General features: G+C 63.9%; 14 protein-coding genes and 1 pseudogene. 7 read left to right on the top strand and 8 right to left on the bottom strand.

Annotated elements, in window-relative coordinates:
• Positions 1-6 precede the first annotated feature (6 nt).
• Genes nuoI through nuoN form a run of 6 tightly spaced genes read left to right on the top strand, consistent with a single transcriptional unit; the run spans position 7 to position 6,274 of the window.
• A complete protein-coding gene (gene nuoI / locus EL191_RS11605; RefSeq protein ID WP_041979355.1) occupies positions 7-555 on the top strand; it encodes an NADH-quinone oxidoreductase subunit NuoI in 549 nt (182 codons plus the stop codon).
• Positions 556-565: 10 nt separating this feature from the next.
• On the top strand, positions 566-1,075 hold the full coding sequence (gene nuoJ / locus EL191_RS11600) for an NADH-quinone oxidoreductase subunit J (protein ID WP_041979356.1): 510 nt from the start codon (positions 566-568) through the stop codon (positions 1,073-1,075).
• Positions 1,072-1,380: an NADH-quinone oxidoreductase subunit NuoK gene (gene nuoK / locus EL191_RS11595; protein WP_003460477.1), complete on the top strand. Its 309-nt coding sequence runs from the start codon at positions 1,072-1,074 to the stop codon at positions 1,378-1,380. The genes nuoJ and nuoK overlap by 4 nt, the downstream gene beginning before the upstream one ends.
• Complete coding sequence (gene nuoL, locus EL191_RS11590) at positions 1,377-3,227, top strand: NADH-quinone oxidoreductase subunit L (RefSeq protein WP_041979358.1); 1,851 nt, start codon at positions 1,377-1,379, stop codon at positions 3,225-3,227. The genes nuoK and nuoL overlap by 4 nt, the downstream gene beginning before the upstream one ends.
• A gap of 13 nt (positions 3,228-3,240) precedes the next feature.
• Positions 3,241-4,770 (top strand): NADH-quinone oxidoreductase subunit M, encoded by a 1,530-nt coding sequence (gene nuoM, locus EL191_RS11585; protein ID WP_041979359.1) that lies wholly within the window; start codon positions 3,241-3,243, stop codon positions 4,768-4,770.
• Positions 4,771-4,789: 19 nt separating this feature from the next.
• Complete coding sequence (gene nuoN, locus EL191_RS11580) at positions 4,790-6,274, top strand: NADH-quinone oxidoreductase subunit NuoN (protein WP_041979360.1); 1,485 nt, start codon at positions 4,790-4,792, stop codon at positions 6,272-6,274.
• A 128-nt stretch (positions 6,275-6,402) separates the two neighbouring features.
• Here the strand turns inward: nuoN and tam are convergent, their stop codons facing one another.
• Positions 6,403-7,164 (bottom strand): trans-aconitate 2-methyltransferase, encoded by a 762-nt coding sequence (gene tam / locus EL191_RS11575; RefSeq protein ID WP_041979362.1) that lies wholly within the window; start codon positions 7,162-7,164, stop codon positions 6,403-6,405.
• A 312-nt stretch (positions 7,165-7,476) separates the two neighbouring features.
• On the opposite strand from tam, the gene EL191_RS11570 reads away from it, so the two are divergent.
• Positions 7,477-8,484 (top strand): TRAP transporter substrate-binding protein, encoded by a 1,008-nt coding sequence (locus tag EL191_RS11570; RefSeq protein ID WP_013715466.1) that lies wholly within the window; start codon positions 7,477-7,479, stop codon positions 8,482-8,484.
• Positions 8,485-8,539: 55 nt separating this feature from the next.
• Here the strand turns inward: EL191_RS11570 and EL191_RS11565 are convergent, their stop codons facing one another.
• The 7 genes and pseudogenes from EL191_RS11565 to EL191_RS11535 form a co-directional block, all read right to left on the bottom strand.
• Complete coding sequence (locus tag EL191_RS11565; protein WP_041979364.1) at positions 8,540-10,006, bottom strand: efflux transporter outer membrane subunit; 1,467 nt, start codon at positions 10,004-10,006, stop codon at positions 8,540-8,542.
• Positions 10,003-13,106 (bottom strand): annotated as a pseudogene (locus EL191_RS11560) (multidrug efflux RND transporter permease subunit). Before EL191_RS11560 ends, EL191_RS11565 begins: the two are co-directional and overlap by 4 nt.
• A 103-nt stretch (positions 13,107-13,209) precedes the next feature.
• Positions 13,210-16,302: an MdtB/MuxB family multidrug efflux RND transporter permease subunit gene (locus tag EL191_RS11555; protein ID WP_017360837.1), complete on the bottom strand. Its 3,093-nt coding sequence runs from the start codon at positions 16,300-16,302 to the stop codon at positions 13,210-13,212.
• Positions 16,299-17,516 carry an MdtA/MuxA family multidrug efflux RND transporter periplasmic adaptor subunit gene (locus EL191_RS11550; protein ID WP_041979366.1) on the bottom strand — a complete coding sequence of 406 codons (1,218 nt, stop codon included), beginning with the start codon at positions 17,514-17,516 and terminating at the stop codon, positions 16,299-16,301. Before EL191_RS11550 ends, EL191_RS11555 begins: the two co-directional genes overlap by 4 nt.
• Before the next feature lie 164 nt (positions 17,517-17,680).
• Positions 17,681-18,181 carry a thiol peroxidase gene (tpx, locus tag EL191_RS11545; RefSeq protein WP_017360836.1) on the bottom strand — a complete coding sequence of 167 codons (501 nt, stop codon included), beginning with the start codon at positions 18,179-18,181 and terminating at the stop codon, positions 17,681-17,683.
• 174 nt (positions 18,182-18,355) lie between these two features.
• Positions 18,356-22,036, bottom strand: a complete 3,681-nt coding sequence (locus tag EL191_RS11540) for a translocation/assembly module TamB domain-containing protein (RefSeq protein ID WP_041979368.1) — start codon at positions 22,034-22,036, stop codon at positions 18,356-18,358.
• On the bottom strand, positions 22,033-23,760 hold the full coding sequence (locus tag EL191_RS11535) for an autotransporter assembly complex protein TamA (RefSeq protein WP_041979369.1): 1,728 nt from the start codon (positions 23,758-23,760) through the stop codon (positions 22,033-22,035). The genes EL191_RS11540 and EL191_RS11535 overlap by 4 nt, the downstream gene beginning before the upstream one ends.
• Positions 23,761-23,908: the final 148 nt, after the last annotated feature.

The raw sequence follows: 23,908 nt of genomic DNA, 5'->3' as shown, positions 1-23,908 counted from the left end.
AAAGCAATGTTCAAGTACATCTGGGACGTGCTGGTCGGTACCGGCACCCAACTGCGCAGCCTGGTCATGGTGTTCAGCCATGGCTTTCGCAAGCGCGACACCCTGCAATACCCGGAAGAACCGGTCTACCTGCCACCGCGCTACCGTGGCCGCATCGTCCTGACCCGCGACCCCGACGGCGAGGAACGCTGCGTGGCCTGCAACCTGTGCGCCGTGGCCTGCCCGGTGGGCTGCATCTCGCTGCAGAAGGCCGAGACCGACGACGGGCGCTGGTACCCGGAGTTCTTCCGCATCAACTTCTCGCGCTGCATCTTCTGCGGCCTGTGCGAGGAAGCCTGCCCGACCACCGCGATCCAGCTCACCCCCGATTTCGAGATGGGCGAGTTCAAGCGTCAGGATCTGGTGTACGAGAAGGAAGACCTGCTGATCAGCGGCCCCGGCAAGAACCCGGACTACAACTTCTACCGCGTTGCCGGTATGGCCATCGCCGGCAAGCCCAAGGGCGCCGCGCAGAACGAGGCCGAGCCGATCAACGTGAAGAGCCTGCTGCCTTGAGGAGCTTCTGATGGAATTCGCGTTCTACTTCGCCGCCGGTGTGGCGGTGGCAGCAACGGTCGGGGTGGTCACCAACACCAACCCGGTGCATGCCCTGCTCTACCTCATCGTCTCGCTGCTGGCGGTGTCGATGGTGTTCTTCGCCCTTGGCGCGCCCTTTGCTGGCGCGCTGGAAATCATCGTCTACGCCGGCGCCATCATGGTGCTGTTCGTCTTCGTGGTGATGATGCTCAACCTTGGCCCGGCTGCTGCCGAGCAGGAGCGCAAGTGGCTGACGCCTGGCATCTGGGTTGGCCCGGCGATTCTCAGCGCCTTGCTGCTCGGCCAGTTGCTCTATGTACTGCTGAATCACGTCAGCGACGCCCACATCGGCCACACCACGGTCGAAGCCAAGGCCGTCGGTATCAGCCTGTTCGGCCCCTACCTGCTGGCCGTAGAGCTGGCCTCCATGCTGCTGCTCGCCGCACTGGTCGCTGCCTACCACCTGGGCCGCCATGACGCCAAGGAGCCCACCGTATGACCGGCATCCCACTCGAACACGGCCTGGCCCTGGCCGGCGTGCTGTTCTGCATCGGCCTGGTCGGCCTGATGGTGCGGCGCAACATCCTGTTCATCCTGATGAGCCTGGAAGTGATGATGAACGCTGCTGCACTGGCCTTCGTGGTTGCCGGCGCCCGTTGGGGCGCGGCTGACGGCCAAGTGATGTTCATTCTGGTGATCACCCTGGCAGCCGCCGAGGCCAGCATCGGCCTGGCGATCCTGCTGCAGTTGTATCGCCGCTTCAACACCCTGGATATCGACGCTGCCAGCGAGATGCGCGGATGAACCTTCTAGCCCTGACTCTATTCTTCCCGCTGCTCGGCTGGCTGCTGCTGGCCTTCTCGCGCGGACGCTTCTCGGAAAACACCAGCGCAGTGATCGGTGTCGGCTCCATCGGCCTGGCGGCCGCCAGCGCTGCCTGGGTCATCGCCGCCTTTCTCGGCAATCCGCCGGCCAGCGGCGCCTACAGCCTGACCCTGTGGCAGTGGATGAGCGTCGAAGGCCTGGCGCTGAGCTTCACCCTGCATCTGGATGGCCTGTCCGCCACCATGCTCGGCGTGGTCACCAGCGTGGGTTTTCTGATCCACCTGTTCGCCAGCTGGTACATGCGCGGCGAGGAAGGCTATTCGCGCTTCTTCGCCTACACCAACCTGTTCATCTTCAGCATGTTGCTGCTGGTACTCGGCGACAACCTACTGGTGCTGTTCTTCGGCTGGGAAGGCGTGGGCCTGTGCTCGTACCTGCTGATCGGCTTCTACTACAAGCACGTGCCCAATGGTAACGCGGCGCTCAAGGCGTTCATCGTCACCCGCGTCGGTGACGTGTTCCTGATGATTGGCATGTTCATCCTGTTCCTCAACCTCGGCACCTTGAACATCCAGGAGCTGATGGTGCTGGCGCCGCAAAAGTATGTAGCCGGCGACGCCTGGCTGTGGGTTGCCACGCTGATGCTGCTCGGCGGCGCGGTGGGCAAGTCTGCCCAGTTGCCGCTGCAGACCTGGCTGGCCGACGCCATGGCCGGCCCGACCCCGGTGTCGGCGCTGATCCACGCGGCGACCATGGTCACCGCCGGCGTCTACCTGATCGCCCGTACCCACGGTCTGTTCCTGCTGACCCCGGAGATTCTCGAGCTGGTCGGCGTCGTTGGCGGCGTGACCCTGGTGCTGGCCGGTTTCGCCGCACTGGTACAAACCGACATCAAGCGCATCCTCGCCTACTCGACCATGAGCCAGATCGGCTACATGTTCCTGGCCCTGGGCGTCGGTGCCTGGGACGCGGCGATCTTCCACCTGATGACCCACGCCTTCTTCAAGGCCCTGCTGTTCCTCGCCTCCGGTGCGGTGATTCACGCCTGCCACCACGAGCAGAACATCTTCAAGATGGGTGGCCTGTGGAAGAAGCTGCCGCTGGCCTATGCCAGCTTCGTCGTCGGTGGTTCCGCGCTGGCGGCCCTACCGCTGCTGACCGCCGGCTTTTACTCCAAGGACGAAATCCTCTGGGAAGCTTTCGCCAGCGGCCATAGCGAGCTGCTCTACGCGGGCCTGGTTGGTGCCTTCCTGACCTCGATCTACACCTTCCGTCTGATCTTCATCGCCTTCCACGGCGAGCAGAAGACCGAGGCACACGCCGGCCATGGCATCGCCCACAACCTCCCGCTGATGGTGCTGATCGTGCTGTCCACCTTCATCGGCGCCTGGATCACTCCGCCTCTGGCCGGCGTACTGCCGGAAAGCGCCGGCCATGCTGGCGGTGAGGCCAAGCACAGCCTGGAACTGCTGTCGGGGCTGATCGCAGTGAGCGGCATCGTCATCGCCGCCCTGCTCTTCCTCGGCCAGCGCCGCGTTGCCTCCGCCGTGGCGCAGAGCGCGCCGGGTCGCCTGCTGAGCGCCCTGTGGTTCGCCGCCTGGGGCTTCGACTGGCTCTACGACAAGCTGTTCGTACACCCTTATCTGCTGCTCTGCCACCTGCTGCGCCGCGACCCCATCGACCGCAGCATCGGCCTGATTCCGCTGCTCGCGCGTGGTGGCAACGCCGCACTGGTACGCAGCGAAACCGGCCAGGTGCGCTGGTACGCCGCTTCGATCGCCGGGGGCGCCGTACTGGTGCTCGCCGCCATCCTCTTTCTGAGTTAAGGAAAACAGCCTGATGATTCTGCCCTGGCTAATCCTGATTCCCTTCATTGGCGGCCTGCTGTGCTGGCAAGGCGAGCGCTTCGGCCACGTCCTGCCGCGCTGGATCGCCCTGATCACCATGGGCCTGTTGTTCGGCCTGAGCCTATGGCTGTGGGTCAGTGGTGATTTCACCCTGGCGCCGGCCCCGGACGGCGGCCCGCGCTGGGCCCACGAGTTCGTCATCGACTGGATCCCGCGGATGGGCATCACCATCCACCTGGCGATGGACGGCCTGTCGGTGCTGATGGTGGTGCTTACCGGCCTGCTCGGTGTGCTCTCGGTACTGTGCTCGTGGAACGAGATCCAGCACCGCGTCGGCTTCTTCCACCTCAACCTGATGTGGATTCTCGGCGGTGTGGTCGGCGTGTTCCTCGCCGTCGATCTGTTCCTGTTCTTCTTCTTCTGGGAAATGATGCTGGTGCCGATGTATTTCCTCATCGCGCTCTGGGGTCATAGCGGCAGCGACGGCCGCACCCGTATCACCGCTGCCACCAAGTTCTTCATCTTCACCCAGGCCAGTGGCCTGATCATGCTGGTGTCGATCCTGGCTTTGGTGTTCGTGCACTTCAACCAGACCGGCGTGCTCAGCTTCAACTACGCCGATCTGCTGAAGACGCAACTGGCGCCGGGCACCGAATACCTGCTGATGCTCGGTTTCTTCGTCGCCTTCGCGGTGAAGTTCCCGGTGGTGCCGGTGCACTCCTGGCTGCCCGATGCCCACGCCCAGGCGCCCACCGCTGGTTCCGTTGACTTGGCCGGTATCCTGCTGAAAACCGCCGCTTACGGCCTGCTGCGTTTCGCCCTGCCGCTGTTCCCCAACGCCTCGGCGGAGTTCGCGCCCATCGCCCAGTGGCTCGGTGTGTTCGCCATCGTCTACGGCGCCCTGCTGTCGTTCGCGCAGACCGATATCAAGCGCCTGGTGGCCTACTCCAGCGTCTCGCACATGGGCTTCGTGCTGATCGCCATCTATTCGGGCAGCCAGATCGCCCTGCAAGGCGCGGTGGTACAGATGGTTGCCCACGGCCTGTCCGCTGCTGCGCTGTTCATCCTCTGCGGCCAACTGTACGAGCGCGTGCACACCCGTGACCTGCGCCAGATGGGCGGCATCTGGGCGCGCATGCCCTGGCTGCCGGCCATCAGCCTGTTCTTCGCCGCCGCCGCGCTTGGTCTGCCGGGCACCGGCAACTTCGTCGGTGAATTCCTCATCCTGATCGGCAGCTTCCCCAGCGCGCCCTGGGTCGTGGTGCTGGCCGCCACCGGCCTGGTGCTCGGCTCGGTATACGCCCTGGCGATGATCCACCGCGCCTACTTCGGACCGGTGCAGCAGGAGGCGCCGCTGCCGGGGCTGAAAGCCCGCGAATTGGCCATGGTACTCGGCCTTGGCGTGCTGCTGATTCTGCTTGGCGTTTACCCGCAACCGGTGCTCGATACCTCCGCGGCCAGCATGCATGGCGTGCAGCAGTGGATGGCAGGCGCCCTCGATCAACTCGCCTCGGGCCGGTAAGGGTAAGGATTAGAGACTCATGGAACATCACGCTGTCGAATTCACCCTGCAACACCTGATCGCCCTGCTGCCGCTGCTGGTGACCAGCCTCACTGCCGTCGTGGTGATGCTGGCCATCGCCGCCAAACGCAACCACGCGCTGACCTTCATCCTCTCGGTGATCGGCCTTAACCTGGCACTGCTGTCGCTGATTCCGGCCCTGGAGGTGGCGCCGCTGTCGGTCACCCCGCTGCTGCTGATCGACAACTTCGCCTGCTACTACATGGCCCTGGTGCTGGCCGCCAGCCTGGCCTGCATCACCCTGATCCATGCCTACCTGGGCGGCGCATCGGGCAAGGGCTATCCGGGCAACCGCGAGGAACTGTACCTGCTGGTGCTGCTGTCGGCGGCCGGTGGCCTGGTGCTGGTCAGCGCACAGCATCTGGCCGGTCTGTTCATCGGCCTGGAACTGTTGTCGGTGCCCACTTACGGGATGATCGCCTACGCCTTCTTCAACAAGCGCTCGCTGGAGGCTGGCATCAAGTACATGGTGCTGTCGGCCGCAGGCAGCGCCTTCCTGCTGTTCGGCATGGCGCTGCTGTACGCCGAGTCAGGCAACCTGGCCTTCGCAGATATCGGCGCCAGCCTGATGCGCGAAAGCAGCCAGCTGGTGCAGATCGGCATCGGCATGATGCTGATCGGCCTGGCCTTCAAGCTGTCGCTGGTGCCCTTCCACCTGTGGACGCCGGACGTCTACGAAGGCGCCCCGGCGCCGGTGGCGGCCTTCCTGGCTACCGCCAGCAAGGTCGCGGTATTCGCCGTGCTGCTGCGCCTGTACCAGATATCCCCGGCCATGAGCGGCGGCTGGCTGAGCGATCTGCTGACCCTGATCGCCATCGCTTCGATCCTGTTCGGCAACCTGCTGGCCCTGCTGCAGAACAACCTTAAACGCCTGCTGGGTTACTCCTCCATCGCCCACTTCGGTTATCTGCTGGTGGCGCTGATCGCCAGCAAGGGCCTGGCGGTGGAAGCCGTGGGCGTGTACCTGGCCACCTACGTGCTAACCAGCCTGGGCGCCTTCGGTGTGATCACCCTGATGTCCACGCCGTACAGCGGTCGCGATGCCGATGCGCTGTACGAATACCGTGGTCTGTTCTGGCGCCGTCCGTACCTGACCGCCGTACTCACGGTGATGATGCTGTCGCTAGCCGGCATTCCGCTGACCGCAGGCTTTATCGGCAAGTTCTACGTGATCGCCGCTGGCGTCGAGGCGCACCTCTGGTGGCTGCTCGGCGCCATGGTGCTGGGCAGTGCCATCGGCGTGTTCTATTACCTGCGAGTGATGGTCACCCTGTTCATGCGCGAGCCCAACCTGCATCGCCACGACGCCCCCTTCGACTGGGGCCAGCGCGCTGGCGGCATCATGCTGCTGGTGGTCGCCCTGCTCGCCTTCTTCCTCGGCGTGTACCCGCAGCCACTGCTGGAACTGGTGCAGCACGCCGGACTAGTCGCACTGGCGCAGTAAGCGAAGCCCCGCAAAGGAAAAGCCCCCGCAGATGCGGGGGCTTTCTTTTAAGGGGCGCGGCTAAAGCCTCTCCCACACAGGTTCATGGTGAATTGTGGGAAGGGCTTTAGCCGTGACAGCGTGTTGCGTTAGCGCCGCGCGACCAGGAACAGCCGTGGAAACGGCAACAACACCCGGCCATCGGCCTGCGCCGGATAGGCCTCGGTGATCGCTGCCTGGTAGCGTTCCAGAAATGCGGCCTGTTGCCCGGCATCCAATGGCTGCAAAAACGGCAGCAGTGCAGTGGACTTGAACCACTCCACTACCGCAGCAGCATCGTCCAACACATGGAAGTACGTGGTGCGCCAGATATCCAGCTCGCTGGCGTGGGCGCCGAGGATACCGTAGTAGGTCTGCGCGCTGTGCCGCTCGGCATGACGCACCTCGCCGATACGCGCCGCCCACGGGCCGTCAGCGGCTACCTCACGGGCCAGGCGGTGCGCCGGCTCCTGCAGGTTGTCCGGCGTCTGAATCGCCAGCCAACCACCAGGCGCCAGTTGCGCCAGCAACCTTGGGTAAAGCTGGGCGTGATCAGGCAGCCATTGCAGCGAGGCGTTGGCGAGGATCAGCTGTGGTACGACGTCGGTCTGCCAGTGCTGGATATCCGCCAACTGGAAGCTGACCAGCGGCAGACGCTCACGTGCCGCGCGCAACATGTCTTCGCTGCTGTCGATACCGATTACTTGCGCTTGTGACGCATGCGCCTGCAATACAGCTGTGGAATTGCCGGGACCGCAGCCCAGATCGACGGCCAGCTCGACACTCTCGCGGGGCACCGCCGCCAATAGGTCATGCACCGGGCGGGTACGCTGACGTTCGAAGAGAGAATACTGCTGCGCGGACCAACTCATTCGGGCACTCCTGCGTTCAGACGAGCGAGACAGAATAACAGGCGAAGACAAGCCACCGGCGCACCGGCAATTTTCCGCTGCCTACGCACTGGCACATGGCGGTTATCCGCCACTCACTGTGCACCAGATCACATGCTTTTTAACGACCCAAGCAGCTTGGCGGAAATTCGCCACAATGGCATAACCCTTGCCATGCAAGACCCAGCTCTAAACTGTCTGGGATGCTGCCTATCCCCAACAGCAGAACAGTGGAGCGACCAACACGAGGCGCCTGCCAAGGCACCGCAACCGACAAGAAGAAAAGGAAGCAGTATGTTCAATCCAGTCCGCGCCCTGGCCGCCTGCGCCTTGGCGTTAGCCTCTTTCGGTGCCGCCACGGCACTGGCCGATGAACCTATCCTGATCAAATTCTCCCACGTCGTCGCCGATGGCACCCCCAAGGGCCAGGGCGCACTGCTGTTCAAGAAACTGGTGGAAGAGCGTCTGGGCGGCAAGGTGAAGGTCGAGGTCTACCCGAACTCCAGTCTCTACGGCGATGCCAATGAGCTCGAAGCGCTGCGCAACAACGAGGTACAGTTGCTGGCGCCCTCGCTGGCCAAATTCGAGCAGTACACCAAGCAGTTACAGGTGTTCGACCTGCCCTTCCTGTTCGATGACATCGAGGCCGTCAATCGTTTCCAGAAGCGCTCCAAGGGCCGCCAACTGCTGCGCTCGATGGAGGATCACAACATCGTCGGCCTGGCTTATTGGCATAACGGCATGAAGCAGTTGTCGGCGACCCGTGCGCTGCATACACCCGGTGATGCCAACGGCCTGAGCTTCCGCATCCAGCCATCGGCGGTGCTGGAAGCGCAATTCGCTCAGGTTGGCGCCAGCACCCAGAAACTGCCGTTCGCAGAAGTGTTCAAGGCACTGCAGAGCGGCCAGGTACAAGGCGCGGAAAACCCCTGGTCGAACATCTACAGCCAGAAACTGCACGAGGTGCAGCCCTTCATCAGCGAAACCAACCATGGCGTGCTGGACTACATGCTGGTGAGCAACTCACGCTTCTGGTACGGCATCCCTCATCAGATGCGCGTGGAGCTGGAAGCCATCATCGATGAAGTCACCTATGCGGTGAACAAGCAGGCCGAAGCCGCCAACCAGGCCGACCGCCAGCGCATCATCGACTCGGGCCGCAGCCAATTGATCACCCTTAGCAGCGAAGAGCGCGAAGCCTGGCGTGACGCCATGCGTCCGGTGTGGCAGCAATTCGAATCGGTGATCGGCAGTGACGTGATCAAGGCTGCACAAACCGTCAATCGCAAGCAGCGCAATTGACTTGAAGCCGGCATGGCGGGAAACCGCCATGCCGGCTTGTTCACTCTGGAGCCCGCTACGGCTCTGACTGAAGCAATTGCTCCACTTGCCAGCCGCCACCTAACGCGGCGATCAGCTGCACGCTGGCAGTCAGACGGCTGCCCAGCAACGTGAGATTGCTGCGTTCATTGTTCAGCGCAGTAGCCTGTACGTTGACCACGCTGTTGAAGTCGACGGTTCCGGCGCGGTACTGGTTCTCGATCAGGCGCAGCGACTCGCGCGCCGCATCCAGCGCTTCCTGCTGCACCCCGCTTTCCTGCTCCAGCACACGTAGCTGCACCAGGTAGTCCTCCACTTCACGGAAGCTGTCCAGCACGGCCTGGCGGTATTGCGCCACCGTCTGGTCGTAGGCGGCTTCGCTGCGTTCCAGCTCCGCACGTCGCGCACCACCGTCGAACAGGCTCAAGGCCAGTTGCGGGCCCAGCGACCAGAAACGATTGGGCACTTCGATCCAGTCGGCGAAGCTGCTGCCGCGATAGCCCCCGCTGGCCGAGATCGTCAGATCGGGGAACCACGCAGCTTCGGCTACACCAATCTGCGCGTTGGCCGCCATCACCCGGCGCTCGGCAGCGGCAACGTCAGGGCGGCGTTCGAGCAACTGTGAAGGCAGCGCCACGGGTACCTCGGGCAGCGCCGGCAGGCTCTCGCGCGGCGCTATGGACAGTTCGGCCGGGCTGACGCCCACCAACACGGCAATGGCGTGTTCGAGCTGCGCACGCTGCCACTCGAGATCGATGGCCTGCGCCTGGGTGCTCTTGAGCTGCGTGGTGGCCTGGGACACATCGGACCTGGGCACGATGCCGGCGCGGTACTGGTTCTCGGTCAGGCGCAGCGAGCGTGCGTAAGCGGCCACCGTGGCGTCCAGCAGTCGCTTCTGCTCGTCGAGAATGCGCAGTTGCAGGTAGTTCTGCACCAGTTCGCTCTGCAGGCTAAGGCGCGCCGCAGCGAGGTCGGCGGCGCTGGCCTCGAACTCGGCACGACTCGCCTCCAGGCCACGACGCAGCTTGCCCCAGATATCCAGCTCCCAGGCCGCATTCAGGCTAAGGTCATAGCTCTTGGATATCCGCGAGGCCCCCGAGCCGCTGACAGTGACGCCATCGGCGGTGCGGATGGTGCTGTCACCGCCGCCCTGCCCAGCTCGGGTCACCCCGGCGCTGCCGGACAGCGTCGGGTAGAAGCTGGCGCGCGCACTGCGCACCAGCGCGCGCGCCTGGCGGTACTGGGCCTCGGCAGCGGCCAGGTTCTGGTTGGAAACGTGCAGGCGCTCAACCAGCGCATCGAGCTCGGCGTCACCGTACAGCGCCCACCAGTTACCGCGCTCCAACACGTCTGCCGGAGCTGCACTCTTCCAGCCCTCGACCTGCTTGAACTGCACAGGCGCCGCCAGTTCGGGACGCTGATAGTCAGGCCCCAGGGCGCAGCCGGCCAATACGCCCGCCAGCAGCAGGGAGACGAGTGTTCGGGCGAAGGGAGCTCGGTTCATAGCGGATTTTCCAATGAAGCATCGGTGCGCACGCCGCGCCAGCGGTTGACGCGATGACGCAGGCGGTCGAAGTAGAGGTAGATCACCGGAGTGGTATAGAGGGTCAGCACCTGACTCAGCACCAGGCCACCGACGATAGTGATACCCAGCGGCTGGCGCATTTCCGAACCTTCGGCGCTGCCCAGCACCAACGGCAGGGCACCAAGGATGGCAGCCAGGGTGGTCATCATGATCGGGCGGAAACGTAGCAGGCAGGCCTGGCGGATGGACTCCTGCGGGCTCAGGCGCTCGCCGCGCTCCAGTTGCAACGCCAGATCGACCATGAGGGTGGCGTTCTTCTTGACGATACCGATCAGCAGAAACAGGCCCAGCAGCGAGATCAGACTGAACTCCATGCCGACCAGCTGCAGTGCGAGCAAGGCACCGACCCCGGCAGACGGCAAGGTCGAAAGAATGGTCAGCGGATGCACGTAGCTCTCGTAGAGCACGCCCAACACCAGGTACACCACCACCAGCGCCAGCAGGATCATCAGCGGCTGGTTGTCCTGCGCCTGCTGGAAGGCTGCACCGGTGCCACCCAGCGTGCCCTGCACTTCGGTCGGCAGGTTGAGCTGGGCGACGGCCACGTCGATGGCTCGGGTCGCCTGATCCAGGCTGACGCCCTCGGCCAGCGAGAAGCCGATGTTCTCCACCGCGAACTGGCCCTGGTGGCTGACCCGGTCGTTCTCCAGGCTGCGCTCCCAACGGGCGAAGGCCGACAGCGGCACACGCGCGCCATCGTCGGTGATCAGCTGGATCTGATCCAGCGCCTCAGGGTACTGGGCGTACTTGGGATTGATCTCCATCACCACGCTGTACTGGTTCAGCGCCTGGTAGATGGTCGACACCTGGCGCTGGCTGAACGCGTTGTTCAGCACCGCCGTGATCATGTCCATGTCGACGCCCAGGCGACGTGCCGTCTCGCGGTCCACCACCAGGCGAATCTGCTGCGCGCCCTCGGTTTCCCGCGCATCGATACCGGTCAGCTCGGGCAGTGCGCGCAGTGCTTCTCGCACCCTCGGCAGCCAGGTACGCAGTGCATCGAGGTCATCGGACAGCAGCATGTATTCGTTTTCCGAGCTGCGCCCCTGGCGCCCCCCCATCTGCAGGTCCTGGTCAGGCATGAGGAACATGCGCCCACCCGGCACCTTGGGCACCGTGTTGCGCAAACGGTTGATCACTTCCTGCGCCGAGTCGCTGCGCTGGGCGATGGGCTTCAGGCGCACGATCATGAAGGCGTTGTTGATCCCCCGCTACCGCCGATGAAACCCGCCACGCTCTCCACCGCCGGATCAGCCAACACCGCATTACGGAAGATTTCCATCTTCGGCTGCATGACCTGGAACGACAGGCCGTCGTCACCGCGGATGAAGCCGATCAGTTGGCCGGTGTCCTGCTGCGGCATGAAGGTTTTCGGCACGCTGACGAACAGGTAGACATTCAATGCGATGGTGGCGAGGAAGCTCAGCAGCATCAGCAATGAGTGGCGTAGCGCCCAATCCAGGCTGCGTGCGTAGAAGGCCAGCACCCGCTCCTGCACATGGTCACCCCACTGCTGCAGGCGACTGCGTGATTGTTCGTCCTCGGCCCTGAGCCAGCGCGCGCAGAGCATCGGCGTCAGGGTCAGCGACACCAGCAGGGAAATCACCACCGCGACTGCCAGGGTCAGCGAGAACTCACGGAACAGGCGTTCGATGATGCCGCCCATGAACAGGATGGAGATGAACACCGCGACCAGCGACAGGTTCATCGACAGCAGGGTAAAGCCCACTTCGCGCGTGCCCTTGAGCGCTGCATCCAGCGGTTTCTCGCCATTGCGGATATGTCGGGAAATGTTCTCCAGCACCACGATGGCGTCGTCCACCACCAGACCGGTGGCGATGATCAGCGCCATCAGCGACAGGTTGTTCAGCGAGAAGCCCAGCAGGTACATGGCGGCGAAACTGCCGATCAGCGACACCGGCACCGCCAGCGCCGGAATCAGCGCCGCACGCCAGCGGCCGAGGAAGGCCAGTACCACCAGGATCACCAGGCCCACGGCGATCAGCAGGGTCTGCTCGGCTTCGTGCAGGGTGGCGCGGATTACCGGCGAACGGTCCATGGCCACCTCCAGCTTGACGCTGGCCGGCATCACCTCACGCAAGGCCGGCAACTCGGCGCGAATGTCGGTGATGGTCTGCAGGATGTTCGCCCCGCTCTGCCGGTTGATCACCAGCAGCACCGCTTCCTGGTCGTTGTAGAAACCGCTGTTGTAGCGATCCTCGACACCATCGGTGACGGTCGCCACATCGCCCAGGCGAACCGCCGCGCCATTCTGGTAGCGGATGATCATCGGCATGTAATCGGCGGCCTTGGCCAACTGGTCGCTGGCCTGCACCTGCCAGCGGCGCTGCGGGTCTTCCACGGCGCCCTTGGGTTTCAGCGCATTGCTGGCGGCGATGGCCTGGCGCACTTCGTCCAGGGCGATGCCGTACTGGTCGAGCAGGCGCGGCTCCAGCGCCACCCGTACCGCCGGCAGCGAACTGCCACCAACCTGCACTTCACCCACGCCGGTGACCTGAGACAGCTTCTGCGCCAGGATGGTCGAGGCAACATCGTACAGCTGGCCCTTGTTCAGCGTGTCACTGGTCAACGAGATGACCATGATCGGCGCTTGCGAGGGATTGATCTTGCGGTAGCTGGGCATGGTGCGCATGCCGCTGGGCAACAACTCGCGCGCCGCATTGATCGCCGCCTGCACTTCACGGGCGGCGGTGTTGATGTCCTTGTCGAGATCGAACTCGACCATGATCCGCGTACTGCCCTGGCTGCTGTTGCTGTTCATCTGGTTGACGCCGGCGATGCTGCCCAGCGAGCGCTCCAGTGGCGTGGCCACCGTAGCCGCCATGATCTGCGGGCTGGCACCCGGCAGGTTGGCCTGCACGGTGATCACCGGAAAATCCATGTTCGGCAACGGTGACACCGGCAGCAGGCCAAAACTGACCCCGCCGAGCAGCATGATCGCCAGGCTCAGCAACAGCGTGGCCACCGGACGACGGATGAAGGGTGCGGACAGGTTCATTCGCGATGGGCCCCAAGGCTTGGCCAACCCTGTAGGCGCGGCTTCAGCCGTGATTCCCCTGCAACGATCTGTTCGCGGCTGAAGCCGCTCCTACGACGGCGCTTCATACCACGACCCCGGCGGCACTACGCCTGCTGAAACGCCGCGACAGGCGATCGAAGTACAGGTAGATCACCGGCGTGGTGAACAGCGTCAGCACCTGGCTGACCAGCAGGCCGCCGACCATAACCAGCCCCAGAGGTTGACGCAGCTCGGCACCGGAGCCCGAGGCGAGCATCAGCGGAATGGCCCCGAACAGCGCCGCCAGCGTGGTCATCAGGATCGGCCGAAAGCGCAGCAGTGCGGCCTGGTAGATCGCCGCTTCCGGCGCCATGCCCTGATGACGCTCGGCCTCGAGAGCGAAGTCGATCATCATGATCGCGTTCTTCTTGACGATGCCGATCAGCAGGATGATGCCGATGATGGCGATCAACCCCAGGTCGTTCCCCGTGAGCAACAACGCGAGCAGCGCCCCGACACCCGCAGACGGCAGCGTGGAAAGAATGGTGATCGGGTGGATATAACTCTCGTAGAGCACGCCGAGCACGATGTACATGGTGACGATGGCTGCCAGGATCAGCAGCAGGGTCGAGGCCAGCGATGCGCGGAACGCCTCGGCAGCGCCCTGGAACTGGGTGTTGATGGACAACGGCAAGCCGATTTCCTGCTCGACACGCTCGATGACCTCTACCGCCTCGCCCAATGACACGCCCTGTGCCAGGTTGAACGACAGGGTCACCGCCGGAAACTGGCCGATATGGTTGACCAGCAGGCTGGCCGGACGCTCTTCGATATGCGCCAGGGATGACAGCGGCACCTGCTGGCCGTCGCCGGTGGCGACGTGGATCTGGCGCAGGGCAGCCAGGCCGATACGCCCGCCATCGCGGCTTTCCAGCACCACGCGGTACTGACTGGCCTGGGTGTAGATGGTGCTGATCTGGCGCTGGCCGAAGGCGTCATATAGCGCATCGTCGATGTTGCCGACGTTGATCCCAAGGCGCGCGGCAGCGTCACGGTCGATATCCAGGTAAACCTGCAGGCCACGGTTCTGCAGGTCACTGGCCACATCGGTAAGCTCCGCTTGTTCGCGCAGCGCTTCGACCAGGCGCGGCGTCCAGGTTTCCAGCAACTGGCTGTCAGGCGATTCCAGGGTGAACTGGAACTGGGTGCGGCTGATGCGATCCTCGATGGTCAGGTCCTGCACCGGCTGCATGTACAGTTCAATCCCGGGAATCCTTGCCAGTTCTGGACGCAGGCGTTCGATCACCTCGCTGGCGGTGACGTCGCGCTCGGCGTGGGGCTTGAGGTTGATCAGCAGGCGACCGCTATTGAGCGTCGGGTTGTCGCCATCCACACCAATCGAGGACGACAGACTGGCCACCGCCGGATCACGCAGGATCACATCGGCCAGGCGCTGCTGACGTTCGCTCATGGCGGTGAAGGAAATCGACTGCGGCGCCTCGGAGATGCCCTGTATCACCCCGGTGTCCTGCACCGGGAAGAAGCCCTTGGGCACGACCAGGTACAGCACCACGGTCAGGCCCAGCGTGGCCACGGCGACCAGCAGCGTCAGCGGCTGATGCTTGAGCACCCACTGCAGCCAGACGCCATAACGTTCGATCATCGCGTCGATGAAGCCGCCGGCAGCCTGGTAGAAGCGCCCTTCGTTCTCCGGTTTCTCGGCCTTGAGCAGGCGCGCGCACATCATCGGCGTCAGGGTCAGCGACACCACCAGGGAAATCAGGATGGCCACGGCCAGGGTGATGGCGAACTCGCGGAACAAACGGCCGACCACATCGGCCATGAACAGCAACGGAATCAATACGGCGATCAGCGACAGGGTCAGCGAAACCAGGGTGAAGCCAATCTGCCGGGCACCCTTGAGGGCGGCGTTGAGCGGCGTTTCACCCTCCTCCAGATGGCGCGCGATGTTCTCCAGCATGACGATGGCGTCGTCGACCACGAAGCCGGTGGCAATGGTCAGCGCCATCAGCGTCAGGTTGTTGATGGTGAACCCGGCCAGGTACATCACGCCGAAGGTGCCGATCAGCGACAGCGGCACGACGATGGACGGAATGATGGTCGCCGACAGCTTGCGCAGGAACAGGAAAGTCACCATCACCACCAGAGCAATGGCCAGCAGCAACTCGTGCTGCACATCGCGCACGGCTGCACGAATGGTCTGCGTACGGTCGGTAAGCACCTTGACCTCGACGCTGGCAGGCAGGCCTTCGGTCAGGTGCGGCAACAGGGTCTGGATGCGATCGACCACGTCGATGACGTTGGCGCCCGGCTGGCGCTGCACGTTGACCAGCACCGCCTGGTTGCGGTTGGCCCAGGCCGCCAGCCGCTCGTTCTCGGCACCGTCGATGATCTCGGCGACGTCTTTCAGGCGCAGTGCCGCGCCGTTCTGATAGCTGAGGATCAGTTCGCGGTATTCATCGACCGATTTCAGCTGGTCGTTGGCATCGAGCTGAGCAACCCGCGTAGGCCCATCGAAGTTGCCCTTGGGCTGGTTGACATTGCTGGCGGTGATCAGGCTACGCACGTCGGCAAGGCTCAGGCCATAGGATGCCAACGCCTCCGGGTTGACGCGAATGCGCACGGCCGGACGTTGCCCACCGGCCAGGGTCACCAGACCGACACCGCTGGTTTGCGCGAGCTTCTGCGCCAGACGGGTATCGACCAGATCGTTGACCTGCGGCAGCGGCAGCGTCTTTGAGCTCACCGCCAGGGTCAGCACCGGCGTATCGGCCGGATTGACCTTGTTGTACACCGGCGGTGCCGGCAAATCCCCCGGCAACAGGTTGCTCGCCGCGTTGATCGCCGCCTGCACCTCCTGCTCGGCCACCGCCAGGGAAACATCCAGATTGAAGCGCAAGGTGATCACCGAGGCACCACCCGAGCTGGTCGAGGACATCTGCTTGAGCCCGGCCATCTGCCCGAACTGGCGCTCTAGCGGCGCCGTCACCGCACTGGTCATCACATCCGGGCTGGCGCCTGGGTACAGGGTCAGCACGCGGATGGTCGGATAATCCACCTCCGGCAGCGCCGACACCGGTAGCAGCCGGTAGGCGATCAGGCCGCTGAGGAAGATCGCTACCATCAATAGCGTGGTGGCGACCGGCCGCAGGATGAACGGGCGGGAGATGTTCATGCGTCGTTCCGTGGCGCGGCCTGGCCGCCCTGCTCAACAGCCTTCTGTGCCGCCTGCGGGTCGACTACCTCTACCTCGCTACCGTCGCGCAGACGATCGGTGCCTTCCGTGACCAGCCGTTGGCCTTGCTGGACGCCTTCGCCGACCATGCTGCGCTCGGCATCGCTGGCCACGACGGTGATCGGGCGGATGCTTACCTTGTTATCACCGTCGACTACATAGACGAAGGTGCCGCGGGTACCGAACTGCACCGCAGCGGACGGAATGATGGTGGCGGCGTCATGGGTTTCCACACGTAGGCGCACGTTGACGAACTGATTGGGAAAAAGCATCTGCTCGGCATTATCGAAGCGCGCCTTGAGCTTGACCGTGCCGGTGGTGGTGTCGATCTGGTTATCCAGGCTTTCCAGCACGCCCTCGGCGAGTTTCAGGCGTTCGCCACGATCCCAGGCCTCGACCACCAACGTAGCGCCGTCGCGGCGACGCTGCAGCACGGCGGGCAGATCGCCTTCGGGAATGGTGAACACCACCGAAATCGGATCGGTCTGGGTAATTACCACCAACGGTGTGGTGTCACCACTGCTGACCAGGTTGCCAATATCCAGCTGACGCAGACCAAGGCGACCGGCGATGGGCGCACGAATCTGGGTGAAGTCGAGGTTCAGCTTGGCCGTGGCGACGTCAGCCTGGTTACTCTGCAGGCTGCCTCGGTACTGATTGACCAGCGCCTGCTGGGTATCCAGGGTCTGCTTGGCGATGCTGTCTTCATCGTACAGCCCCTTGTAGCGCTGCAGATCCAGTTCAGCGTTCTTCAACTGCGCCTGGTTCTCCTGCAGCGCGCCCTGCGCCTGCTGCAGAGCGACCTGATAAGGACGAGGGTCGATCACCGCCAGCAGATCACCAGCCTTGACCTGTTGGCCCTCGTCGAACAGCACCTTGACCAGCTCGCCGTCGACCCGCGAGCGCACGTTAACCGTGTTGTAGGCGGTCACCGTTCCGAGTGCCTTGAGTTCGATGGCAAACTCGCCCTGCTCCACTTCAGCCACGCGAACGGGTACCGGCCCCATGTCACCGAAGCGGCCCCGGCCCATCTGCTGGGACGGCGGCTTGCTCGGCCAGAACCACCACAGCAGCAAAAGCAGCACGGCGAGCAGCGTCAGACCGATCAACCATTGGCGGGAGGTGTTCGAGGCAGGTGAGGAAGCATTCGACATGGCAGGAGTGAGATCACTTTTAGTGGGAGTCGGAACGATAAGCATTGGCCCGCGTCAAGCAAAGCCCATTTACCCGCTTTTTACGCTCCCCTTACGTAACTAACTGTTTGAGGCGCAAATAAAAACGGCCTGCTGAGCAGGCCGTTTCAATTGCAGCCGAAATCTTACTTCAGCACTGCCAGGGCAGCTGCGTAGTCCGGCTCGTGGGCGATTTCGCCAACCAGCTCGCTGTGCAGCACCTTGTCCTGCTCGTCCAGCACCACCACGGCGCGCGCAGCCAGGCCGGTCAGCGGGCCAGTGGCGATGGCCACGCCATAGTTCTTGAGGAACTCGGCGCCACGCAGGGTGGACAGGTTGACCACGCTTTCCAGGCCTTCGGCGCCGCAGAAGCGCGCCTGGGCGAACGGCAGGTCAGCGGAAATGCACAGCACCACGGTGTTGTTCAGCTGGCTGGCTTCGGCGTTGAACTTGCGCACGGAGGTCGCGCAGGTCGGAGTATCGACGCTCGGGAAGATGTTCAGCACCTTGCGCTTGCCGGCCAGGCTGGCCAGGGTAACGTCGCTCAGGTCGCCAGCGACCAGGCTGAAAGCCGGCGCCTGTTGACCAGCCTGCGGCAGCTGACCGTCGACCTGCACCGGGTTGCCTTTGAGAGTGACTTGCGCCATGGGAGTTTCCTTATCGTTCAGGGAGTTGAAGGGCAAATGTGCGAAATGGGGTTCGCCAAGACGAACGACCCAGCAAATGGCAGGTCACGGCCCGACCATGGGTCCAGCCTAGCGCAGAAGCGTCGCCGATACACCCGCGGCCAAGTAGGGATTTAACAAAAGAGCGCGCCGCCATCAGAAATCTCGCCGGTAGAACAGATCGAGCGAACTGGCCAGGCCGCTGGCGGCCTCAAGGTACAGACGTCGGCTCAGCTCATAACGCAGGGCGATGGTATTGGCCGGCTCGAAAACGCCGACGCCATAACGCAGGCTGAGGCGCTCGGTGATATTGCCGCTGGCCACCACGCTGGTGGTCACGCCGCTGCCCTCGGTGTCGAGCTGGAAATCCTTGATGCCCAGGCTGTTGGCCAGGCCGGTGGTAATCGAACTGCTGCCCGCCAGGCCGAGTGCCAACGCCGCCTGGCCCAACATGTTGTTGTCACCGCTGCTCTGCCCAAGCGGTCGGCCCAGCACCAGATAGGACAGCGCCTGCTCCTGACTCATGGCCGGTTCGGCGAATACCGTGGTCGTGGGCTGCTCGGCGTTGCCGGACAGGCGAATGCCGGCCACTACGGTGTCGACCCGGCGAATGGCTTCCACATCGAGGAACGGCTGATCGATCGGCCCGGTGAACAGCAGGCGCGCACGGCGAATGGTCAGGCGCTGGCCGTAGGCGCGATAGCGTCCATTGGCCAGCTCCAGCTCACCACGAGTATCGAGGTTATCGCCGATGTGCACGCGCCCGCGCAGGTCAGCGGTCAGGCCAAAGCCGCTGAAGGCAAGCTTGTCCTGCCCTACTTCAACATCGACATCCATGGCGATGCCCAGGCCCTGTTCGGCCTCGGGGACCTCGCGGCCGACCACTCGCGCGTCGCCAGAGACCTTTACCGTCGAGGGCGGCAGTTCGCGTACGCTGATCAGGCCGCGCGGCACGCCGACCTTGCCGCTGACTGCCAGCCGTTGGGCGCGCAGCTGTAACTGCAGATCGGGTTCCACTTCCAACTCGGCATAGGGCTCGACCTTCACCGGCAGGCGCTGCCCCTGCAATTTCAGGTTGCCGCTTAGCCCTTCGACCCAGTTGATTTCACCGCGCAGGTTGCCGCGGCCCTGCTCGCCGCTGCGCCAGTCACCGGATAGTTGAACCTGTTCGCCCGCAATCAAGGCCTGCAACTGCAAACCCTCCAGGCTCACGGGCAGCTCGCTGCCGGACAGCTCGCCACCAGCCAGGCGCAACTGGCCATTGATCTGTGGCGCCAGCAGATGGCCGCTTATGTTGCCATTGCCCAGCAGCGTGCCTTCGAGCTTTTCCGCCATGGGCACGAAGGGGCGCAGCACTGCGAGGTCGAAGCCGCTGAGGCGGAACTCGCCATTGATCGGTTTATTCACCGGGCGCGGGTCGATCTGCGTCTGCAACACCAGTTCACCCAGACGACCACTGACGAAACGCAGCTCGCTATCCACCCTCTGTGGACGCAATGTGCTGTTCAGGCGCAGGCTGTCGTACGGAAAATCCAGCCACTGTTCTTCATCCGGCTGACGAATACGCAGATTGCCACTGCCGGCATCGAGGGTGACCTGGCCATTGGGGCCGCTCTCGGGCAGTTCGACCTTGAACTGACCGTCCAGGCGCCCCTGCCAGGCGAAATCCTCGGGCAACCAGGGCTGCAGGCTGGCCAGCGGGAAATTTTCCAGGCGCCAGTCCAGGCTGGGTTGCGGCATCAGCCGCTGCTGCCCGCCGCACAGGCTGGCGTCGCCGGATTGCCAGCAATGCGCGCCCAGGTTCAGCCGACCACTGGCCAGACGTTCCAGGCTGGCGGCCTGCTGCAGCTGCCAATCCTGACCGCCACTCTGCACCCGACCACTGGCGATGCGTCCACGCCAGTCACCCTGCTCGCTCAAGTTACCGTCCAGCGCCAGTGCCAACTGCAGCAGCGGGCCTTGCAGATCGACATCCAGCGCCTGACGACGCTGATCGCCACGGCCCTCGGCCTGCAACCGCCCGAGATAGGTGTCGCCAATACGGATGCCGCGCAGATTCAAATCAATGCGCGCCTGCTGGCGAGCATCCAGTGTCGCATCCATCTGCAGTCGACGCAGGCTGGGATCGCCGAAAGCGAGGCGTTCCCCCGTCAGCGCCAACTGCCCTTGCGGCGCCTGCAGGGTGCCGGCCAGCGCCAACTGCCCTTGCATCTGGCCCTGCAAGCCGGGCCAGAGCTGCCCCAGACGTGGCAGGGCCAGCTCCAGTTGACCGCGCAAGCGCTGATCCAGCGCACCCTGGCCACTGACCCGGTTGTCGCCCAGGCGCACCAGCAGTCGCTGCAGTTGCCACTGTTCGCCACTACCGGCACCCTGCACTTGCAACTGCGCCGGCTGACCACGCAGACGACCATCGAGGTCGATATCGGCTTGGGCCTGTAACGCACCGTCGTTGAAACGACCCGAGGTATTCAACGGGCCGGCCAGATTACCCGGCATTTCCGCCAACCAGTAACCCGGATCGAGGGCGCTGAGCTGCAGCATGGCCTGCCAATCGATACCCTCGGCGAACCCCAGCTTGAGCACACCTTCGGCACGCCCCTGGCCGGCCACCAGTTGCAGTTGCGGCAAGCTGACCTGGCCAAGATCGCCACTGACCGGGCTGCCAAGGCTGAAATCCCCCGCAGGGCCCTGCAACTGCGCTGCGAAGTTACCGAGGTAGTTGCCTTCGCTATAGCTGACTTCGGCCTGCAAGGTATGCAGCGCAACGGGTGGAGGCTCATTCAGCGGATAGAGGCGCGGCCAGGGGAAGTCGAGCCAGTCCAGTTTGGCATCGGCGGTGAACGCCTCGCTCCATGCCAGCTTGCCCTCGACCTGGACATACTGTGTCTCGGCCTGGATCCGCAGCAGTTCGATATCCGCGCCGGTGGCGTCGACCCGACCGCTCAGCTGTAACGGCATCGGCGCCTGCTCGGCAGGCAGGCTGGCCGTGCCCTCGACACGATAGCCGGCCGCCAGATCACCCTTGGCCTGCAGTTGCAGGTCCTGCAGGCGCAGGGTCGGCGGCAAGGCGCTGCTGGCCTGGAATCCGCGGCTGGTCAGGCGCAACTCGGCCGGTAGATGCTCGGCCAGAGCCTGCACGCTGCCCTGCAGACGCGCCTCAAGATAACCGCTGCTGTCCGCGTCGAGCTCCAGGCTGCGCTGCAGCTCTCCACTGATCTGCAGTGCCACCTGCCAGGGCCTGCCGTCGATTTCCGGCAATTGCAGGCGCCCACTCAATGCCAGCGGCCAGTCGCCTTGCGGACTAAGACGGCCGCTGACATCCAGACGCAGGTCATCACGTTGCAGGGCCAGGCGTTGCAACTCGACGCCCTGCTCGCCCCAACTGGCGATCAACTGCAGGTCGCTCAATTGCGTCTGGCCGTCCAGCCGCAGTGTGCCCAGCTGGATATCGCCCAGTTGCAGGCGCAGAGGCAGATTCAGACTTGGCAAGCTGAGCGGCTCACTGCTCGACTCGGTGCTTGGCGGCAGGTTGAGCGACGCCTGTTGCAGGTGCAGTCGGTCGATGCACAACGTCAGACGCAACAGGCAGGACGGTGACCAGGCCATCTCCAGTTGCCGCAATTCAACGCGCGTCTGATCCTGCTGCCAGAGCAACGTATCGGCTTGCCAGGTCCCCCCCAGACGCCCCTGGAAATTATCGGCCTGCAGGCCAGGCACCTGCGCCAGCATCCAGCGACTGCCGGCCTGGGTGCCGAGCAGCAGTGACAGCGTCGCAGCAAGCAGCACTACCAGGCCGAGCAGCCCGAAGGCCAGCCACTTCAGCAAGCGCCGGCTCATAGCTCAGGCCCCATGGAGAAATGCAGGCGCACGCCGCCATCGTCATCCAGGGCATGGGCGAGGTCCAGGCGTAGCGGGCCGACCGGCGACACCCAGCGCACGCCAAAGCCGACCCCGGTCTTGAGGGTGGGAATATCCAGTGAGTTGAACGAATTGCCCTGATCGATGAAAGTCGCCAGGCGCCACTTGTCCGTGAGGCTGTACTGGTACTCGACGCTGGCCGCGAACAGGTAGCGTCCGCCAATCTTGTCACCGCGATTGTTCTCCGGCGACAGGCTCTGGTAGTCGTAACCGCGCACACTCTGATCACCACCGGCAAAGAAACGCAGCGATGGAGGCACCGCCGAGAAGCCATTGGTTTCGGTACCGCCGAACTGCACGCGGCCGAGCAGGCGATGATTGTCGAATACGGTGGTAAGCCCCTTGAGCATGACGTTGCCGTGCAACACATTGGCATCGGACAGTACGCCATCGACCGCGCCACGCAGGTCGAACTGCACGCGGTAGCCCTGATTCGGATCGAGGCGATTGTCGCTGCGCAACAGCGAGTAACTCACCCCCGGCATCAGCAAGGTGCTCAATCCTGAATCGTCACCCAGACGGTACTCCTCGCGCTGCCACTTCACAGACAGTACGCGCTGCCAACCGCCCGGGCGCTGACTGTGCCACTCGGGACCGAGAGTTAGCAGACGGCTCAGGCTGTCATTGCTGGCCAGCTCCTCGTATTGATAGCCGCCGGCCAGACGCAGCTTGTCGGTCAGCGGTGGATCACCGGGAATGTCGTACCACAGACCGATGTTCTGCCGCGGCGCAGAGAGCTCGGATTCAATGCCGTAGCTATGCCCCTGCGGGTTGCGCCAGTGACGCGTCCAGTTGGCGCGCAGGCGCGGCCCGACGTCAGTGGAGAAACCCAACCCCAGCCCCATGGTGCGTGGCTCGCGCACCTGCAGCGCCACCGCAACCGGGATGCGCAACTGATCGGCCTGGGTAGGAATGGCGTCGACCCTTACCGATTCGAAATAGCCGCTGGACTGCAGCGCCTGATACAGCTCGGCAATCAGTTCGGAATCATAGGGGGTGTCCGGGGTGAACGGCACCATGCGCATCAGCAGCTCTTCGTCGAACGGGAAATCACCGCTGAAGGCGATATCACCCAGGCTGTAGCGCGGCCCGCTGCTGAATACCAGGTCGATGTCGGCCACTCCAGCGGCTGGGTCGATCTGCAGACTCTGACGTGTGAATCGACCGTCGAAGAAGCCATAGCGCGAGGCCTGATTCTGAATCAGCCGCTTGGCATCCTCGTAGCGCCCGTGATTGAGCACCGAACCCGGCTTCAGTCGGCTGGCAGTAGGCACACGAAACGCCGACAGTTCGCTGGCCGGCCCCTCTATGCGGATGTCGACATTGCGCAGGCGAACTCGCTCGCCTGGCTCCACTTCGAGTACCAGCCTCGGTGTTTCGCCCTCTTCGACATGGCTGCGAATGCGCGCCTGGTAATACCCCAGGGCCTGAGCGGCCTTGTCGGCCTCGCTCTCGGCGATGCGACGCAAACGGCGCAACGCCTGCGCGTCGCGCCCGTCGAGGTTGCCGACGTAACCTTCGATATTGGCCTTGAGGGCCGAATTGTTCGGGGTGATCCGTACGTCCAGCTCGCTTGCAGCGACGGCCCCCGTACTGATCAGCAGCAGCGCCAGGCTGCGCTGGAGATGTCCATATACGCTCATGGCGGGGATGCTACCACGGAGCAGAGCCCTCGCTCGCAGGACGTTGAAAAACTACCTGCGTTGCCATTGCGGCGTTAAAAACAGGCTCAAAATACTCATTTACAGCCCGTAAACTCCGCTTTTTCGCCTGTTTCTGCGGGGCCGCCAT

It is taken from the genome of Pseudomonas mendocina (assembly GCF_900636545.1).
Taxonomy (GTDB): Bacteria; Pseudomonadota; Gammaproteobacteria; order Pseudomonadales; family Pseudomonadaceae; genus Aquipseudomonas; species Aquipseudomonas mendocina.
This window is presented reverse-complemented; position numbering and strand designations above follow the sequence as displayed.

Excerpts from the sequence above, each read along its gene's own strand:
- EL191_RS11540 (WP_041979368.1), bottom strand. The coding sequence starts at position 22,036 with ATGAGCCGGCGCTTGCTGAAGTGGCTGGCCTTCGGGCTGCTCGGCCTG.
- tpx (WP_017360836.1), bottom strand. The coding sequence starts at position 18,181 with ATGGCGCAAGTCACTCTCAAAGGCAACCCGGTGCAGGTCGACGGTCAG.
- nuoI (WP_041979355.1), top strand. The coding sequence starts at position 7 with ATGTTCAAGTACATCTGGGACGTGCTGGTCGGTACCGGCACCCAACTG.
- EL191_RS11550 (WP_041979366.1), bottom strand. The coding sequence starts at position 17,516 with ATGTCGAATGCTTCCTCACCTGCCTCGAACACCTCCCGCCAATGGTTG.
- nuoN (WP_041979360.1), top strand. The coding sequence starts at position 4,790 with ATGGAACATCACGCTGTCGAATTCACCCTGCAACACCTGATCGCCCTG.
- EL191_RS11555 (WP_017360837.1), bottom strand. The coding sequence starts at position 16,302 with ATGAACATCTCCCGCCCGTTCATCCTGCGGCCGGTCGCCACCACGCTA.
- EL191_RS11570 (WP_013715466.1), top strand. The coding sequence starts at position 7,477 with ATGTTCAATCCAGTCCGCGCCCTGGCCGCCTGCGCCTTGGCGTTAGCC.
- nuoK (WP_003460477.1), top strand. The coding sequence starts at position 1,072 with ATGACCGGCATCCCACTCGAACACGGCCTGGCCCTGGCCGGCGTGCTG.
- EL191_RS11565 (WP_041979364.1), bottom strand. The coding sequence starts at position 10,006 with ATGAACCGAGCTCCCTTCGCCCGAACACTCGTCTCCCTGCTGCTGGCG.
- nuoJ (WP_041979356.1), top strand. The coding sequence starts at position 566 with ATGGAATTCGCGTTCTACTTCGCCGCCGGTGTGGCGGTGGCAGCAACG.
- tam (WP_041979362.1), bottom strand. The coding sequence starts at position 7,164 with ATGAGTTGGTCCGCGCAGCAGTATTCTCTCTTCGAACGTCAGCGTACC.
- nuoM (WP_041979359.1), top strand. The coding sequence starts at position 3,241 with ATGATTCTGCCCTGGCTAATCCTGATTCCCTTCATTGGCGGCCTGCTG.
- nuoL (WP_041979358.1), top strand. The coding sequence starts at position 1,377 with ATGAACCTTCTAGCCCTGACTCTATTCTTCCCGCTGCTCGGCTGGCTG.
- EL191_RS11535 (WP_041979369.1), bottom strand. The coding sequence starts at position 23,760 with ATGAGCGTATATGGACATCTCCAGCGCAGCCTGGCGCTGCTGCTGATC.